This window comes from Ruegeria sp. C11 (assembly GCF_056537725.1).
Window position 1 is genome coordinate 340,091 of the sequence record NZ_JBQFSB010000003.1, and the last position, 16,655, is coordinate 356,745.

Consider the following 16,655-nt stretch of genomic DNA (forward strand, 5'->3'; position numbering starts at 1 on the left):
GCCCGAAGCTTGACCAGGGTAATCATGGTCTGATCTGGCCGGGCTACCAGTCTACACCCCCGATTATTTGGATCAAGCGATGGTTGGTCCGGGAAACAACACCTGCAATTGGTCCGATATTCCGAAGGTGTTGGGGCACAAAACTCGATCTGCGCTTGAACATATGCCGCTGTCCCGCTACGCAAACGCTCATGCGCATCATCCGTGATTTCAAGTATGTCGAGCCAGAAGATCGCGGCGCCAGCGTTGCGATCGGCAATTTTGACGGTGTTCATATCGGACACCAGTCGGTCATCGAACTGGCGCGAAACGCGGCACCGATGGCGCCGCTGGGCGTCATGACGTTCGAGCCGCATCCGCGCGAATTTTTTGCCCCCGACACACCGTCGTTCCGCCTTATGCGTGGCAACGCGCGCGCGCATCGGCTGGAAAAGCTGGGCGTCGAAAAGCTGTATGAGCTGCCGTTCAATGCGGCACTGGCCGGGCTGATGCCCGAGGAGTTTGCCCGCAATGTCATCTGTGATGGTCTGGGTCTGTCCCATGTCGTCGTCGGGGCCGATTTCTGTTTTGGGAAAGGTCGCAGCGGCAATGCAGATGACATGGTGCGTTTCGGACAGGAGATGGGGTTTGGTGTGACCGTTGCACCGCTGATGGAGCGATCGGAAAACGTTGTATCCTCGACCGCGATCCGTACCGCGCTTAGCGATGGCCGCCCGCGTGATGCGGCCGCGATGCTGGGGCATTGGCACCGCATCGAAGGTGAGGTGATCGGCGGCGAACAGCGAGGACGCGAGTTGGGCTTTCCCACGGCGAACATGTCCATCGAGGGGCTGCACCAGCCGAAATTCGGGGTTTACGCGGTTCTGGTCGATGTGCTGGATGGCCCGAACCAGGGCAGCTATCGTGGGGCCGCATCGGTCGGTACGCGCCCCATGTTCAAAGGCGAGCAACCCAATATCGAAACCTTCCTGTTCGATTTCTCGGGCGATCTGTACGGGGCCACCTTGTCGGTTGGCCTGGTCGAGTATCTGCGACCTGAGATGACCTTTGACGGTCTGGATGCCCTCATTGCGCAGATGAATGACGATTGCGCCAAAGCCCGCGAAATTCTGGCGGCAGAATGACCAAGGATCTGATCGACCGCGCGGGGTTGCCCTCGCGTTTTTGGGAACGCAAACCCTTGCGCAAGCTGAACGAGCGCGAATGGGAAGCGTTGTGCGACGGTTGCGGCAAATGCTGCCTGAACAAGCTGGAAGACGAGGATACCGGGCGGGTTGAGCTGACCTGTGTCGCCTGCCGTTTGCTGGACGATGAAAGTTGCCGCTGCACGCAGTATGACATCCGCCATCAATTTGTACCCGAGTGCATCGTACTGAAACCCGACAATATCGACAGCCACGCATATTGGATGCCCAAAACCTGTGCCTACAGGCTGCTTTGGGAGGGCAAGCCCCTTTACGATTGGCATCCGTTGATATCAGGTACGCCGGACAGCGTTCACAAGGCCGGTGTTTCGGTACAGGGGCGCACCGTATCTGAGTTTGAGACACCCGAAGAAGACTGGGAAGACTATATAATCGAGGAGCCTATCTGATGTATTTCGCCTCTGACAATTCCGGGCCTGTTCATCCAGAAGTGTTGGCCGCGCTGACTGAGGCCAATCAGGGCTATCAGATGGCCTATGGCGCGGACACGCTGATGAACGAAGTGCGCGATCAGATTCGCGGTATCTTCGAGGCGCCCGGTGCAGCAGTCTATTTGGTGGCGACCGGGACGGCGGCGAATTCTCTGGCGCTGGCAACGCTGACAAAGCCGTGGGAAACCGTGTTCTGCTCACCCGTGTCCCATATTCACGAGGACGAGTGCAACGCGCCTGAATTCTACAGCGGAGCAAAGCTGACGCTGGTGCCGGGTGATGACAAGATGACCGCCGAAGCCTTGCGCAAGTCGATCCTGGCAGAAGAAACCCGCGGGGTGCATGGGCCACAACGCGGGCCGGTGTCGATCACGCAGGTGACTGAGCGCGGGTCTGTCTATTCTCTGGAAGAGTTGCAGAGCCTGTGCGGTGTCGCCAAGGAATACGGCCTGCCAGTGCATCTGGACGGCGCACGCTTTGCCAATGCGCTGGTGGCGCTGAATTGCTCGCCTGCTGAGATGACGTGGAAGGCCGGTGTGGATGCGGTCAGTTTCGGTGGCACCAAGAATGGCCTGATGGGCGTTGAGGCGGTGGTCTTTTTTGACGAAAGCAAAGCTTGGGAGTTCGAGCTGCGCCGCAAGCGCGGAGCACATCTGTTTTCGAAACACCGCTACTTGTCGGCACAGATGTCTGCCTATCTGAAAGACGATCTGTGGCTGAAATCAGCGCGTCAGGCCAATGCGAATTGCTCAAGACTGGCGGATGGTTTGCGCGCGGCGGGGGCTTCGTTCCTGCACGAGCCGCAGGCCAACATGATCTTTGCCAGCTTCCCCCGCAGCACGCATCGGCGCTTGCATGACGCAGGTGCTGCCTATCATTTTTGGGGGGCGGAACTGGAAGGCGCGGATGAGGACGAGTCATTGGCCTGCCGTCTGGTCTGTGACTGGTCCATCAGCGAAGAGATGATCGACCAGTTCCTTTCTCTGCTGGAGTGATCAGCCCTGCGTCCAAAGGGCGCGCACCTGTGCGGCTGTTTGAACAGGGTGGGATATGGGCAGCATGTGCCCTGCCCCATCAATCACGGCACCAGTCGCATTGGGCAGGCGCCGGGTCAGCCCATCGTTAATCGCGACCATGACCGGGTGAGACAGCGATCCGCGCAACAGCCGGATCGGCATATTGGCCCTGTCCAGTATACCCGGTTTCAGCAGACCTGCGCGATCCGCAAACAGGGCGTCGTCGACGGTTGGCACAACGTGAATGCCCCGGATCATCGCGGCACGAGTGCTTTCCGGCAAGTCCGGCCAGCGCGGGCTGTCATCCGTGCTCCACATGCGGTTGAACAGGCGGGCGGCAAGCGCTTCGTCCCCGCGCGAAATCGCATCCATGTAGGGTTGCGCATCCTGTGCGTGCTGTTCGATCAGATGCGGCGCATCCTGAACGGCAACTGCGAAGAACACAGGCTCGATCAACGTGGCGCTTCGGACCAGTTCGGGATACTCAACCGCCAGCCGCAGAGCCACAGTTGCACCAAATGAATGGCCGATCACGTCCATGGGTTCGGTCAGGTGGGTCAGGGAAATCTGTGTGATCCGGTCCTGAAAATCACCCTGCCGATCCCAGTCGGGGCTGCGGCCATGCGACAGCATGTCGGGGGCAACAAATGTTGCCTCCTCGTGCAATTTACCTGCCAAACCTTTCCAGGCCCCCGAATGGGCGATCGTACAATGAAGGGCAAGGGCCTTTCGCGGCCCCTGCCCCAGTGTCCGAACAAATGCCGCTTGCGGCAATTGAAGTAATTCGCTCACCCCTTGAGATCCGCCAAATGCCGGTCCAGATCGTCCACACGGTCCTGCCCCCAGAACCGTTGCCCGTCGGGCGTAATGTAGAACGGGGCGCCAAAGACACCGCGATCCACCGCCTCTTCCAGATTGGCGGCATAGGTTTCGGCGCCCAGCAGCAGGCCGCTGTCGGCCAGATTGGGATCAAACCCGGCCTGTTCCAGACAGTCGCGGATCACGTCGTCCTGCGCGATATCCTTTTCCTCGGCCCAGCAGGCACGCAGGATCGAATGACAGAGTTTGCCGACATCGCCGCTGCCGTCCTGTATCGCGGCTATGATGGCGTATGACGAAGGTGCCGCATTGGTTGGCCAGTGCGCTGGTTGCAGGTTGAGCTTCATCCCGAGGTTTTTCGCCTGACGCACCAATTCCTGTGCGCGGTATTCGATGCGCGAGATGTGCCGGTCCTTGGGAGGTGTCCCACCGGTGCGGCCGAACAGGGCAATGATATCCACCGGCTTATAGGCAATGGACGCGCCATGTTTGGCGGCAACCTCTTCCAGCCGTGTTCCTGCCAGATAGGAATAAGGCGAGAGTGTCGCAAAATAGTAGTCAATGTCGGCCATGTTCACTTTCTCCGCTGCATTATCTTTGCGGGACGGTAAGGCCATGCTAAGCGGTGTCAACATCACGAATCTGTCACATTGCCATTGCTGCCCGGGGATCTCAGCCGATGCCGACACCAAACGAACCCAAGCTTATCGCTGGGAACGCAAATCTTCCTCTTGCCGAATCCATTGCCCGCCGCATGAGCCTGTATCGCGGCGTCGACCAGGGACTGGTCGATGCGCGGGTCGAACGGTTCAACGACGGCGAGATTTTCGTCGAAGTGTTCGAGAACGTGCGCGGCGAGGATATGTTCATCATCCAGCCGACCTCGAACCCGGCAAATGACAACCTGATGGAGCTGCTGATCATCGCTGACGCGCTGCGCCGGTCGTCCGCGGATCGGATCACCGCCGTGATCCCCTATTTCGGTTATGCCCGGCAGGACCGCCGTACCAAGGCCCGTACACCGATCAGCGCCAAGATGGTGGCAAACATGCTGACCGGCGCGGGTATCGAACGGGTTCTGACAATGGACCTGCATGCCGCGCAAATTCAGGGCTTCTTCGACATTCCGGTAGACAACCTCTATGCCTCACCGATCTTTGCGCTGGACGTGAAAAACCAGTTCAAGGATCAGCTTGACGAGATCATGGTGGTGTCACCCGACGTTGGCGGTGTTGCCCGCGCGCGAGAGCTGGCAAAGCGGATCGGTGCACCACTGTCGATCGTGGACAAGCGCCGTGAAAAGGCCGGTGAAGTCGCCGAGATGACTGTGATCGGGGATGTGAAGGACAAGATCTGCCTGATCGTGGACGATATCTGCGACACCGCAGGCACGCTGTGCAAGGCGGCGCAGGTGCTGATGGACAATGGTGCCAAGGAAGTTCACTCGTACATCACCCACGGCGTCATGAGCGGCCCGGCGGTCGAACGTGTGACGAATTCGGTGATGAAATCGCTGGTCCTGACCGACACCATCCAGCCGACCAAGGAAATCCAGAAGGCCGCCAATATCCGCACGGTTCCGACTGCGCCGATCTTTACCCAGGCGATCCTTAACATCTGGAACGGCACCAGCGTGTCGTCCCTTTTCGAGGACAAGACCCTGACGCCGATCTACGAGTCGCTGTATCATATGGATTGACGGGCAACGCGCCAATCGCAGCAATAACCCTACAATGGGGAACCACTACACAAGTTTGAAACAAACTACCCCGGAGTGTTCAAAACGCTCCGGGGTTTTTGCTGGGCCACCCGGATATCTATCCCTGTGTTGCGCCTTGTTGCAGCGCTTTCAGAAACTCGTGAAAATACACCTGCTGGCCGGCGGCATCGATATGTATTTCATCGAGAAACACAGCATCCTGACGTTGCAGAGCTGTCCGCATATCGACGTATTCGGCACCGGTCGCAGCAACCATCTCCATCAGTAGGCGTCGCTTGTCCAAGTCAGGGCCCGACAACTCCCCCACTGTCGGGTGGAGCATCACCACAACGCGGTCGACATTGCCCAAAGCCTCGTCGAGAAGGGCAGTGAGAGCTTTGAGACCGCGTTCACCGGAGTTCTCGATATTGCGACATCCTCGGCCATTGGGTTCAAGCTGCAAATATCTGGACCCGTGGTGTGCGATCGCGTCGGTCAGGGCCGAGATCGGTTTGTTTGTGTGGAAATCTCGGCCAAGCGTGGTGCAATAACGGGGGAAATCGTCCAGATCGTGCGTGCTGAACACAAAGAACACGGTTTCTGCATCAAACCAGCCAAATTCGCGAAAATACTTCCGAAGGTTTTCCGGTCCCCATGAGACCGCAGAAACATTTCCGACCCAGATGGCAGGCAGCGCAGCGTCCAGAGCTTCTGTTGCCAGATCCGACTGGTCAAGAAACGCGGTTCCATGGATCACACTGTCGCCCGCGACGAGAACGCGCCCCGTGTCCGCATCCGGTAAAGAGCGCGACCGCATCGAATGCTCGTTGTAGAAAACGCGGTTACCAAAGCGGCGGTACTCTCCGGGCACATTCACGTATTCGATGGACGCGTCCACGCGTGACAGCGGCGGGTCTCCGAAGCCCAGCCCCCATCTGGCCATTGCTTCAAGCGCAATCAGGAGAACTCCGAAACCGACAAGAATCCGCAACACCCCGAAAGTCTCCGCCTGTACGCTGAACAGGAAGTGTAATCGGATTTTGGCAGCCGGAAAACTGTTCGGTTCGTCAAACCTGCGTTTTAAGAGATGTTCCAATCATCCTCATGCGCCACTTCCCCAATCGCCGTCCAGGCAACTCGGATACGGGCGACGCGGGTGTCGGACCATGTGCGAAACACGGCGTCGAACCCTTCGGGGGTAATATTCTCGGCCTGCACCTCAGCGCGCAGAGCCGATGTAGAGTCTACATCCCACAAGGACACTCCAACCTGAACCAACGGCGGAGACCGGAAAGAGTCGCTGAAGCGGATGGTTGAACGGCGTTCGCGCAGGCCTTCTCCGGTCCACATATCTCCGCCGTCGGCAAAGTCGGAAAACAGCACTGCCTCGCCTTGGTCGATGCCAATCGGATGGGTTCGAAACGTCTTCATTTTGTCGTCTTTGTCTTTGAATTCCCGTACCTTACTGCGGTGTTTCGGCAAAATCACGACAAAAAAACGGCCCTGACAAGCAGGGCCGTTTCATCAATCTGAATGCAGCGAACCTTACAGGCTCATATGCGTTCCAAGGGCTTCCATGTCGGCCAGCAGCTTGGCGGCGTCGTCGACGATGGTCTGATCGTCGCCATTCTTGGCCGCTTCATGCGACTCGCGCGCCTCGGCGATCATCTCGTCCAATTGCGCACGGTTCACTTCCGAAACCGGAATGGCCTTTTCGGCCAGAACCGACAGGCTGTCGCCGTTGATCTGGGCAAACCCGCCGGTGACCAGGTATTCACTGGACCCTTCGGGCGCCTCGACCTTCAGGATGCCCGGGCGCATGGTGGTGATGGTGGGAGCATGATCGGGCATTGCCGTCATGTCCCCGTCCGCGCCGGGAATCTGGACCGCGCTCGCCTGAAGCGAAGCCAGGCTCCGCTCGGGGCTTACGAGGTCGAATTGCATCGTGTTTGCCATCAGGGATACTCCTTAGGCGGCTTCTGCGGCCATCTTCTCGGCTTTGGCGACCACATCGTCGATACCGCCAACCATCAGGAAGGCCGCTTCGGGCAGGTGGTCATATTCGCCGGCCACAACCGCTTTGAACGACGAGATGGTGACATCCAGAGCAACCTGAACGCCCGGCGAACCGGTGAAGACTTCGGCCACGTCGAACGGCTGCGACAGGAAGCGTTCGATCTTACGGGCACGAGCCACGGTCAGTTTGTCCTCTTCCGACAGTTCGTCCATGCCGAGGATGGCGATGATGTCCTGCAGCGACTTGTAGCGCTGGAGGATCTGCTGAACGTCGGTCGCAACCTGATAGTGCTCTTCGCCAACGATGGCCGGGTCAAGCAGGCGCGAGGTCGAGTCGAGCGGGTCCACGGCGGGGTAGATACCCTTTTCCGAGATCGCACGGTTAAGAACGGTGGTCGCGTCAAGGTGCGCAAACGAGGTTGCCGGCGCAGGGTCGGTAAGGTCGTCCGCAGGCACGTAGATCGCCTGCACCGAGGTGATCGAGCCCGACTTGGTCGAGGTGATGCGTTCCTGCAGGGCACCCATGTCGGTGGCCAGTGTCGGCTGATAGCCCACAGCCGAAGGAATACGACCCAGCAGAGCCGAAACCTCGGAACCCGCCTGCGTGAAGCGGAAGATGTTGTCAACGAAGAACAGAACGTCGGTACCGGACTGGTCGCGGAACTGCTCGGCCAGGGTCAGACCCGTCAGAGCAACACGCGCACGCGCACCCGGAGGTTCGTTCATCTGACCGTAAACCAGGGCCACTTGGCTCTCCGACAGGTTGTCCGGCTTGATAACGTTCGATTCGATCATCTCGTGGTACAGGTCGTTCCCTTCACGGGTCCGCTCACCAACACCCGCGAACACCGAGAAGCCCGAGTGCACTTTTGCGATGTTGTTGATCAGTTCCATGATCAGAACGGTTTTACCAACGCCGGCACCGCCGAACAGGCCGATCTTACCGCCTTTGGCGTAGGGGGCCAGCAGGTCCACAACCTTGATGCCGGTAACCAGAACTTCCGACTCGGTCGACTGTTCCGCGAAGGTCGGCGCAGGCTGGTGGATGGCGCGGGATTCGGTTGCTTCGACCGGGCCCTTCTCGTCGATGGGGTCGCCAACGACGTTCAGGATGCGGCCCAGAGTGGCGTTACCAACCGGCACCGAGATCGGTGCGCCCATGTCGGTGACTGCGGCACCGCGGACCAGACCTTCGGTCGCGTCCATCGCGATAGTGCGGACGGTGTTTTCACCCAGGTGCTGAGCAACTTCCAGTACCAGACGCTTGCCGTTGTTTTCGGTTTCCAGCGCGTTCAGAATTTCAGGCAGCTGATCGTCGAAGTGCACGTCGACGACGGCCCCGATGATCTGTGTGACTTTGCCTTTTGCATTCGCCATATTGTTGTCTCCGGTTTTCTTACAGCGCTTCGGCGCCGGAAATAATTTCAATCAGCTCGTTGGTGATCACGGCCTGACGCGAACGGTTGAACTGAATCGTCAGCTTGTCGATCATCTCACCCGCGTTGCGTGTCGCGTTGTCCATCGCGGACATCCGTGCACCCTGTTCAGACGCTCCGTTTTCGAGCAGAGCCGAGAAGATTGCGGTCGCAACCCCCTTGGGCAGCAGGTCGGCCAGAATGGCCTCTTCGCTGGGCTCGTAATCGAAGATGGCACCGCTGTCGTCATCCTCGGTTTCCTCGAACGAGGCGGGGATGACCTGCTGTGCCGTCGGGATCTGGGTCACAACGTTGACGAACTTCGAGTAGAAGATCGTGGCAACGTCGAACTCACCCCCGTCAAAGCGGGACAGGATGTCCTTGGCGATGTCCTGCGCGTTGGAGTACCCCAGACGCTTGACCTCGCTCAGGTCGACATGTCCAACGAACAGATCGCCAAAATCACGCTTGAGCGCGTCGCGGCCTTTCTTGCCGACAGTCAGAACCTTGACCGTCTTGCCTTTGGCGCGCAGCTCGTCCGCCTTTTGGCGGGCCAGCTTGGCGATGTTCGAGTTGAAGCCGCCACACAGGCCGCGTTCAGCTGTCATGACAACCAGCAGATGGACATCATCACTGCCCGTACCACGGAGCAGCTTGGGGGCGCTGTCGCTGCCCCCGACCGACGCCGCCAGCCCGGCCATCACGGCGTTGAACCGCTCGGCATAGGGACGCGAGGCTTCGGCAGATTCCTGGGCGCGGCGCAGTTTTGCAGCCGCGACCATCTGCATGGCCTTGGTGATCTTGCGGGTCGATTTGACCGACTCGATCCTGTTTTTAAGGTCCTTAAGATTTGGCATATGCCCGCCTCTCCCTTAAGCGAAGGTTGCGGCGTATTCTTCGATCGCAGCCTTGATCTTGTCGGAAGCGTCGCCCTTGATCTTGGGGTCTTCGTCCGTGATCCACTGAAGCAGATCCGCGTGCTTGCCACGCAGGTGCGCCAGCAGGCCAGCCTCGTAACGGCCAACGTCAGCCACGTCGATCTTGTCCAGGTAACCGTTGGTACCGGCGAAGATGACGCAGACGATTTCCGCGTTGGTCAGCGGCGAGTACTGCGGCTGCTTCATCAGTTCGGTCAGACGTGCACCACGGTTCAGCAGCTGCTGGGTCGCGGCGTCGAGGTCGGAACCGAACTGCGCAAACGCAGCCATTTCGCGGTACTGAGCCAGCTCAAGCTTAACCGGACCGGCAACCGACTTCATCGAGTTGGTCTGAGCCGACGAGCCCACACGCGAAACCGACAGACCGGTGTTCACGGCGGGGCGGATGCCCTGGTAGAACAGTTCAGTTTCAAGGAAGATCTGACCGTCGGTGATCGAGATCACGTTGGTCGGAATAAACGCCGAAACGTCACCGCCCTGAGTTTCGATAACCGGCAGAGCGGTCAGCGAACCCGCACCGAAGTCTTCGTTCAGCTTGGCCGAACGTTCCAGCAGACGGGAGTGGAGGTAGAAAACGTCACCAGGATAGGCTTCACGTCCGGGCGGACGGCGAAGCAGCAGCGACATCTGACGATAGGATACAGCCTGTTTCGACAGGTCATCATAGATGATCAGCGCGTGGCGGCCGTTGTCACGGAAGTATTCGGCCATCGCGGTGGCAGCGTAGGGTGCCAGGAACTGCATCGGAGCCGGGTCGGACGCGGTTGCGGCCACAACGATCGAGTAGTCGATCGCGCCAGACTCTTCCAGTTTCTTCACCAGCTGCGCAACGGTCGAACGCTTTTGACCGATCGCAACGTACACGCAGTACAGTTTCTTCGACTCGTCGTCGCCTGCTGCGTCGTTGTAAACTTTCTGGTTCAGGATCGCGTCCAGAGCAACGGCGGTTTTACCGGTCTGACGGTCACCAATGATCAGCTCACGCTGACCACGGCCAATCGGGATCATCGCGTCAACCGATTTCAGGCCGGTTGCCATCGGCTCGTGCACCGATTTACGCGGGATAATGCCCGGCGCTTTGACGTCTGCAACGCCACGTTTGGAGGCGTTGATAGGGCCTTTGCCGTCCAGCGGGTTGCCCAGCCCGTCAACAACGCGGCCCAGCAGCTCGTCACCGATCGGAACGTCCACGATCGAATTGGTGCGCTTAACAGTGTCACCTTCTTTGATGTCACGGTCGGAACCGAAGATAACGACACCAACGTTGTCGCTTTCCAGGTTCAGCGCCATACCCATGATGCCGCCGGGGAATTCGACCATTTCACCCGCTTGCACATTGTCCAGGCCGTATACACGGGCAATCCCGTCACCGACGCTCAGCACGCGGCCGATCTCGGCCACTTCGGCTTCCTGACCAAAATTCTTGATCTGGTCCTTCAGGATTGCAGAAATCTCTGCAGCTTGGATTCCCATTTATCCGACCTCTTTCATTGCATTCTGTAGGGAGTTCAGCTTCGAACGGATCGAGCTATCGATCATCTTCGAGCCCACTTTAACGACAAGACCGCCGATGAGGCTTTCATCAACGGTCGCATTGATTGTCACGGTCTTGCCCACACGCTCGGACAGCGTTTTGGACAGTTTATCCAGTTGGGTCTTGGTCAGCGCCTTGGCCGAAGCAACATCGGCGGTCACTTCACCACGCTCGTCGGCCAGCATGTCGCGCAGAACCTGCACCAGCTGCGGCACAACGAACAGACGACGCTTTTGCGCCATCAGGCCCAGCGTGTTGCGCAGGATCGCGTGCAGACCCATTTTGTCAGCGACTGCTGTAATTGCGCCTTCTTGCTCTGCCCGGGAAACCAGAGGCGAGGCGATCAGGTCGCGCAGTTCGGCACTTTCGCCCAGTGCTGCTGCCAGATCGTTGATTCCGGTTTCCAGACCTGCAAGGTCATTATTCTCTTTAGCGATCTCGAAGATCGCGGTGGCATAGCGCTCGGCAATGCCTGTGGAAATCGAAGCTGGTTCGGACACGTCCACCCTTCCGATATTTGAGGCCCCGATTTTGAGTAGCGGCCGCTACTTTGGGGCGTGAGGAAACCCCGCCTATAAAGGCAGGGGATCAAAATCACCGGGGATGTAGCAGAGCCTATCCAACCTAGCAATATAATATAGCGGTAATGCACTTATCCCCAAATTGTTTTATTTCAATAACTTACACAAGGTGCGACCCTTTTTACCGGCCTGCGCACTTGAAAAATGTTACTGACTTGCAGGTTTTTGCGATTCCTGTGGCCAATATCACGCAATTTCGCTCCAGACTGGAAAGGATGATAAGTCCAAATTTGCGGCGAAAATCACGCGGGTTTCAGCAAGCCATCCAACGCTTTGATCGGCCGCCTTTCGACATCCTTCGTCACGTTGCCTTTCGGCGGATGCACCCGTTTTCCGGCCTCGACCATCAGCACGCCGCCCGCCATGATGGTCGGAAGCCGCTGCCCGGTTTTCTCGATCAGACTGCCGGATTTTAGCCAGAACCGACGAAAAGACGGGGGAAGATACAAGGCCGAGCAATGTTTTTCAGGCAGAAAATGGTGCGCCTTCAGCTGCGTTTCCAACTGTGAAGCCGTATAGGGCCGACCATAACCGAACGGCGTCTTGTCTGTCCGCGACCACAGCCCTGCACGATTGGGGACGACAAAGATTGCCCGTCCGCCCGGACCCAGAACGCGCCAGCATTCATCCAGCAGTTGGCTGGGCCGCTCCGAGGTTTCCAGCCCGTGCATCACCACCAGCTTGTCCACATGCCCGGTTTCGATGGGCCACATCGTCTCTTCCGTCAGGACCGAGACGTTGGGCATCCCCGCAGGCCAGGGCATCACCCCCTGCGGACCGGGCATCAGGCCAATCACACGGCGCGCCTCGGACAGGTAGGGGCGTAGAAGAGGCACGGCGAAGCCGAATCCTGCAACCGTCTGCCCCTTGGCCTCGGGCCATATATCCACCAGCCGCCCGCGGATCGCCGCCTGCGCAGCACGGCCCAGCGTGCTGCGATAGTAGAAATTCCTCAGATCCTGCACATCGAGATGCATTGCGGACACCTGCTCAATCGGCTTAGCTGGGCGCAGTCTAGCAACGAAAGGGCAAAAGGCCATGCCTCTTGAGATCGTAACCATCCCATGTCTCAGCGATAACTACGCTTTTCTTGCGCATGATGCCAAAACCGGCGAGACGGCATTGGTCGATGCGCCCGAGCCCGGCCCCATTCTGGCCGAACTTGATGCGCGCGGCTGGCGCCTGAGCCATGTGCTGCTGACGCACCATCATTGGGATCACGTCGACGGGCTGGCGGGTATTCTGGAAAAACACCCAGCAAAAGTTGTCGGCGCGACAGCGGATGCGCACCGGTTGCCCGCGCTGGATTTGCAGGTTGCCGAAGGCGATACTTTTACCGTTGGGGGCGAAACGGTCGAGGTAATCGACGTGTCAGGGCATACGATCGGACACATCGCGTTCTATATTCCCGAGAGCAGCGTCGTGTTCACAGCAGACAGTCTGATGGCACTCGGTTGCGGCCGGCTGTTCGAGGGCACCGGCCCTCAGATGTGGGCATCGCTGAGTAAACTGGCGGCCCTGCCGGACGACACGCTGGTTTGCTCGGGACACGAATACACGCAGTCGAACGGCAAATTTGCGGAAACAATCGAACCGGAGAACCCGGAATTGCAGAAGCGGATCGCGCAGATCGCCCGCGCGCGTGCCGCCGGAGAGCCCACGGTGCCATCACTTTTGTCACTTGAAAAGGCGACAAACCCGTTTTTGCGGGCTACAGAGCCCGGAATTCAGGCGAATCTGGGCATGAGCGGCGCTGATCCGGCTGCCGTTTTCACCGAAATCCGCGCCCGAAAAGACCGGTTTTAGGCCCTGTCAAGCCTTCCTCACGGCCACGGTCACAGGAAATGTGACTGTCAAGAGCAAGAAAACCCTTGAAGCCGGGGCCTGATCAACCAAACTCTAATAGTATGAGGACATGGTTGGGCTGGGGGTCTGACCGCATCTCGGTTACCCCCTTCCGACCCAAGACAGAGGAGCACCCGCGTGCCTTCATTCTCGAGCACACTGGAACAAGCCATTCACGCGGCCCTTGCAGCTGCGAATGAACGGCGGCACGAATTCGCAACGCTGGAGCATCTGCTGCTGGCGCTTTTGGAAGAACCGGACGCGGTCCGCGTCATGAAGGCGTGCAGCGTCAATCTGGACGAATTGCGCAGCACACTGATCGAATTCATCGACGAGGACCTGTCAAATCTGGTCACCGATATCGACGGGTCCGAGGCGGTGCCAACCGCCGCCTTCCAGCGCGTCATTCAGCGTGCGGCCATTCATGTGCAAAGTTCAGGCCGCACCGAGGTGACCGGGGCGAATGTTCTGGTTGCAATCTTTGCGGAGCGTGAAAGCAACGCCGCCTATTTCCTGCAGGAACAGGACATGACGCGGTACGACGCCGTAAACTTTATCGCGCATGGTGTTGCCAAGGATTCGGCCTATGGCGAAAGCCGCCCCGTAACCGGTGCCGATCAGGACGACGAAGAGGTACAGGCCACAGCCAGCGAATCCGAACAGAAGGAAAGCGCGCTTGGCAAATATTGCGTGGACCTGAACGCCAAGTCCCGCGCCGGTGATGTCGATCCGCTGATCGGTCGCGCGGACGAGGTGGAGCGCTGTATCCAGGTATTGTGCCGCCGTCGCAAGAACAACCCGCTGCTGGTGGGCGACCCAGGCGTTGGCAAAACGGCCATCGCCGAAGGTCTTGCCTATAAGATCGTGCAGGGCGAGGCACCCGATGTTCTGTCGGAAACCACCATCTATGCGCTGGATATGGGCGCGCTGCTGGCCGGAACGCGCTATCGCGGCGACTTTGAAGAACGGCTCAAGGCCGTGGTGACCGAGCTGGAAGAGCATCCGGATGCGGTCCTCTTCATCGACGAGATTCATACGGTGATTGGCGCCGGAGCAACATCAGGCGGTGCGATGGACGCATCGAACCTGCTGAAACCTGCTCTGCAGGGCGGCAAGCTGCGTACAATGGGTTCCACCACCTACAAGGAATTCCGCCAGCACTTTGAAAAGGACCGCGCGCTGAGCCGCCGGTTCCAGAAGATCGACGTGAATGAACCTTCGGTCGAGGACAGCGTCAAAATCCTGCGCGGTCTGAAGCCCTATTTCGAAAAGCATCACGAGATCAAATATACGGCGGACGCGATCAAGACCGCAGTGGAATTGTCTGCGCGGTACATCAATGATCGTAAGCTGCCCGACAAGGCCATCGACGTGATTGACGAGGCCGGTGCAGCACAGCATCTGGTCGCGGAAAGCAAGCGCCGCAAGACCATCGGCGTGAAAGAGATCGAGGCCGTCGTCGCCAAGATCGCCCGGATTCCGCCCAAGAACGTCACCAAGGACGATGCCGAAGTTCTGAAAGATCTTGAGGCTTCACTGAAACGGGTGGTGTTTGGTCAAGATGTGGCCATCGAGGCCCTGTCGAGCGCCATCAAACTGGCGCGCGCCGGTCTACGTGAGCCCGAAAAACCCATCGGCAACTACCTGTTTGCCGGTCCGACCGGCGTGGGTAAAACCGAAGTGGCCAAGCAACTGGCCGATGCGCTGGGTGTGGAACTGCTGCGTTTTGACATGTCGGAATACATGGAGAAACATGCCGTCAGCCGCCTGATCGGCGCGCCTCCGGGCTATGTCGGGTTTGATCAGGGCGGCCTGTTGACCGACGGTGTGGACCAGCATCCGCATTGCGTATTGCTGCTGGACGAGATCGAAAAGGCACATCCGGACGTGTTCAATATCCTGTTGCAGGTGATGGACCATGGTGAGTTGACCGATCACAACGGCCGCACCGTGAACTTCCGCAACGTTGTTCTGATCATGACCTCGAACGCAGGTGCGGCAGAACAGGCGAAATCCGCCATCGGCTTTGGCCGCGACCGTCGCGAGGGCGAGGATACCGCTGCCATCGAACGCATGTTCACGCCGGAATTCCGCAACCGCCTGGACGCGGTGATTTCCTTTGCACCATTGCCGAAAGAAGTCATCCTGCAGGTTGTCGAAAAATTCGTACTGCAGCTTGAGGCGCAATTGCTCGATCGCGGTGTAACCATCGACCTGACGCCCAAAGCGGCCGAATGGCTGGCCGACAAGGGATATGACGACAAGATGGGCGCCCGCCCGCTGGGTCGTGTAATTCAGGAAAACATCAAGAAGCCTCTGGCCGAGGAACTGCTGTTCGGCAAGCTGGCCAAAGGTGGGGTGGTCCGCGTTTCGGTCAAGGATGGCGATCTGGACCTGGAAATCCTCGGCCCCGACCAACGCCGCATTCCGGGCGACAGGCCGCCATTGCTAACGGCGGACTGATCGGATTACCAAAAACAGACAAGAGCGCCCGCCTTTATCAGGCGGGCGTTTTTCTGAGCGAATACAGAAAGGGCGCAATCCATGCGTAAGATTGGAGCGTTGGTTTTCCCGGGCTTCGAATTGCTCGATGTATTTGGCCCGATGGAAATGTTCGGCCTTCTGACTGATGATTTCAGCATTGAACTGGTTTCGGAAACTCCGGGGCCTGTTGAAAGCAACCAAAAGCTGTCGGCCTTTGCAGGCACATCCATTGACGACGGACATGGTTACGACATCCTGTTCGTCCCCGGAGGCGCGGGGACCCGTCGGGAGGTCGGGAATACACGTTTGCTGGATTGGATCGCGCGAGCTTCCGACAACGCCGAATTTACCCTGAGTGTCTGCACTGGCAGCGCCCTGCTGGCCAAGGCCGGTGTGTTGAACAACCGGCGGGCCACGACAAACAAAGCCGCGTTCTCGTGGGTATGCGATCAAGGCCCTGAGGTCGAATGGGTCCCTCAGGCGCGTTGGGTCGAGGACGGGACATTCCTGACTTCGTCAGGTGTATCCGCAGGCATGGATATGGCGCTGGGAGCCATAGCGATCATGCATGGCCAAGAGGTCGCCGAAAAGGTGTCCGTATGGTGCGAATATTCATGGCACAAGGACAAGACTCACGATCCGTTCGCGGAAATCCACGGGCTGGTTTGACCA

Annotated in this window: 17 protein-coding genes; 7 read left to right on the forward strand and 10 right to left on the reverse strand. The window is 58.7% G+C overall.

Going from position 1 to position 16,655, the window contains the following annotated elements:
• Positions 1-191 precede the first annotated feature (191 nt).
• Genes ACR0NA_RS07700 through ACR0NA_RS07710 form a run of 3 tightly spaced genes read left to right on the forward strand, consistent with a single transcriptional unit; the run spans position 192 to position 2,631 of the window.
• The gene (locus tag ACR0NA_RS07700) at positions 192-1,124 is read left to right on the forward strand and encodes a bifunctional riboflavin kinase/FAD synthetase (protein ID WP_480727628.1); all 933 of its coding nucleotides are present in this window, start codon (positions 192-194) and stop codon (positions 1,122-1,124) included.
• Positions 1,121-1,594 (forward strand): YcgN family cysteine cluster protein, encoded by a 474-nt coding sequence (locus ACR0NA_RS07705; protein ID WP_480727630.1) that lies wholly within the window; start codon positions 1,121-1,123, stop codon positions 1,592-1,594. Before ACR0NA_RS07700 ends, ACR0NA_RS07705 begins: the two co-directional genes overlap by 4 nt.
• A complete protein-coding gene (locus tag ACR0NA_RS07710) occupies positions 1,594-2,631 on the forward strand; it encodes a threonine aldolase family protein (protein WP_480727633.1) in 1,038 nt (345 codons plus the stop codon). Before ACR0NA_RS07705 ends, ACR0NA_RS07710 begins: the two co-directional genes overlap by 1 nt.
• On the opposite strand, the gene ACR0NA_RS07715 is transcribed toward ACR0NA_RS07710, so the two are convergent.
• Positions 2,632-3,444, reverse strand: a complete 813-nt coding sequence (locus tag ACR0NA_RS07715; protein ID WP_480727635.1) for an alpha/beta fold hydrolase — start codon at positions 3,442-3,444, stop codon at positions 2,632-2,634. It abuts the gene before it with no gap.
• Positions 3,441-4,043 carry a DsbA family protein gene (locus ACR0NA_RS07720; protein ID WP_480727637.1) on the reverse strand — a complete coding sequence of 201 codons (603 nt, stop codon included), beginning with the start codon at positions 4,041-4,043 and terminating at the stop codon, positions 3,441-3,443. Before ACR0NA_RS07720 ends, ACR0NA_RS07715 begins: the two co-directional genes overlap by 4 nt.
• A 107-nt stretch (positions 4,044-4,150) precedes the next feature.
• Between ACR0NA_RS07720 and ACR0NA_RS07725 the strand changes: the two genes are divergently transcribed.
• A complete protein-coding gene (locus ACR0NA_RS07725; RefSeq protein ID WP_480448639.1) occupies positions 4,151-5,170 on the forward strand; it encodes a ribose-phosphate pyrophosphokinase in 1,020 nt (339 codons plus the stop codon).
• Between the two features lie 118 nt (positions 5,171-5,288).
• On the opposite strand, the gene ACR0NA_RS07730 is transcribed toward ACR0NA_RS07725, so the two are convergent.
• From ACR0NA_RS07730 to ACR0NA_RS07765, 8 genes are all read right to left on the reverse strand, one after another.
• Complete coding sequence (locus tag ACR0NA_RS07730; protein WP_480727640.1) at positions 5,289-6,164, reverse strand: hypothetical protein; 876 nt, start codon at positions 6,162-6,164, stop codon at positions 5,289-5,291.
• Between the two features lie 86 nt (positions 6,165-6,250).
• Positions 6,251-6,601 (reverse strand): H-type lectin domain-containing protein, encoded by a 351-nt coding sequence (locus ACR0NA_RS07735; protein ID WP_480727642.1) that lies wholly within the window; start codon positions 6,599-6,601, stop codon positions 6,251-6,253.
• 114 nt (positions 6,602-6,715) lie between these two features.
• Positions 6,716-7,126: a F0F1 ATP synthase subunit epsilon gene (locus ACR0NA_RS07740; RefSeq protein ID WP_170651015.1), complete on the reverse strand. Its 411-nt coding sequence runs from the start codon at positions 7,124-7,126 to the stop codon at positions 6,716-6,718.
• Between the two features lie 12 nt (positions 7,127-7,138).
• Positions 7,139-8,563: a F0F1 ATP synthase subunit beta gene (gene atpD / locus ACR0NA_RS07745; protein WP_170651016.1), complete on the reverse strand. Its 1,425-nt coding sequence runs from the start codon at positions 8,561-8,563 to the stop codon at positions 7,139-7,141.
• A gap of 19 nt (positions 8,564-8,582) precedes the next feature.
• A complete protein-coding gene (locus ACR0NA_RS07750) occupies positions 8,583-9,458 on the reverse strand; it encodes a F0F1 ATP synthase subunit gamma (protein WP_480727645.1) in 876 nt (291 codons plus the stop codon).
• A gap of 15 nt (positions 9,459-9,473) precedes the next feature.
• Positions 9,474-11,012, reverse strand: a complete 1,539-nt coding sequence (gene atpA, locus ACR0NA_RS07755; protein WP_170651018.1) for a F0F1 ATP synthase subunit alpha — start codon at positions 11,010-11,012, stop codon at positions 9,474-9,476.
• Complete coding sequence (locus tag ACR0NA_RS07760) at positions 11,013-11,573, reverse strand: F0F1 ATP synthase subunit delta (RefSeq protein ID WP_170651019.1); 561 nt, start codon at positions 11,571-11,573, stop codon at positions 11,013-11,015. It lies immediately after the preceding gene.
• 323 nt (positions 11,574-11,896) lie between these two features.
• The gene (locus tag ACR0NA_RS07765; RefSeq protein ID WP_480448634.1) at positions 11,897-12,631 is read right to left on the reverse strand and encodes a class I SAM-dependent methyltransferase; all 735 of its coding nucleotides are present in this window, start codon (positions 12,629-12,631) and stop codon (positions 11,897-11,899) included.
• A gap of 61 nt (positions 12,632-12,692) precedes the next feature.
• Between ACR0NA_RS07765 and gloB the strand changes: the two genes are divergently transcribed.
• From gloB to ACR0NA_RS07780, 3 genes are all read left to right on the forward strand, one after another.
• On the forward strand, positions 12,693-13,460 hold the full coding sequence (gene gloB / locus ACR0NA_RS07770) for a hydroxyacylglutathione hydrolase (RefSeq protein WP_480727648.1): 768 nt from the start codon (positions 12,693-12,695) through the stop codon (positions 13,458-13,460).
• A gap of 177 nt (positions 13,461-13,637) precedes the next feature.
• Complete coding sequence (clpA, locus tag ACR0NA_RS07775; RefSeq protein WP_170651022.1) at positions 13,638-15,962, forward strand: ATP-dependent Clp protease ATP-binding subunit ClpA; 2,325 nt, start codon at positions 13,638-13,640, stop codon at positions 15,960-15,962.
• 81 nt (positions 15,963-16,043) lie between these two features.
• The gene (locus ACR0NA_RS07780; protein ID WP_480727651.1) at positions 16,044-16,652 is read left to right on the forward strand and encodes a DJ-1/PfpI family protein; all 609 of its coding nucleotides are present in this window, start codon (positions 16,044-16,046) and stop codon (positions 16,650-16,652) included.
• Positions 16,653-16,655 lie beyond the last annotated feature (3 nt).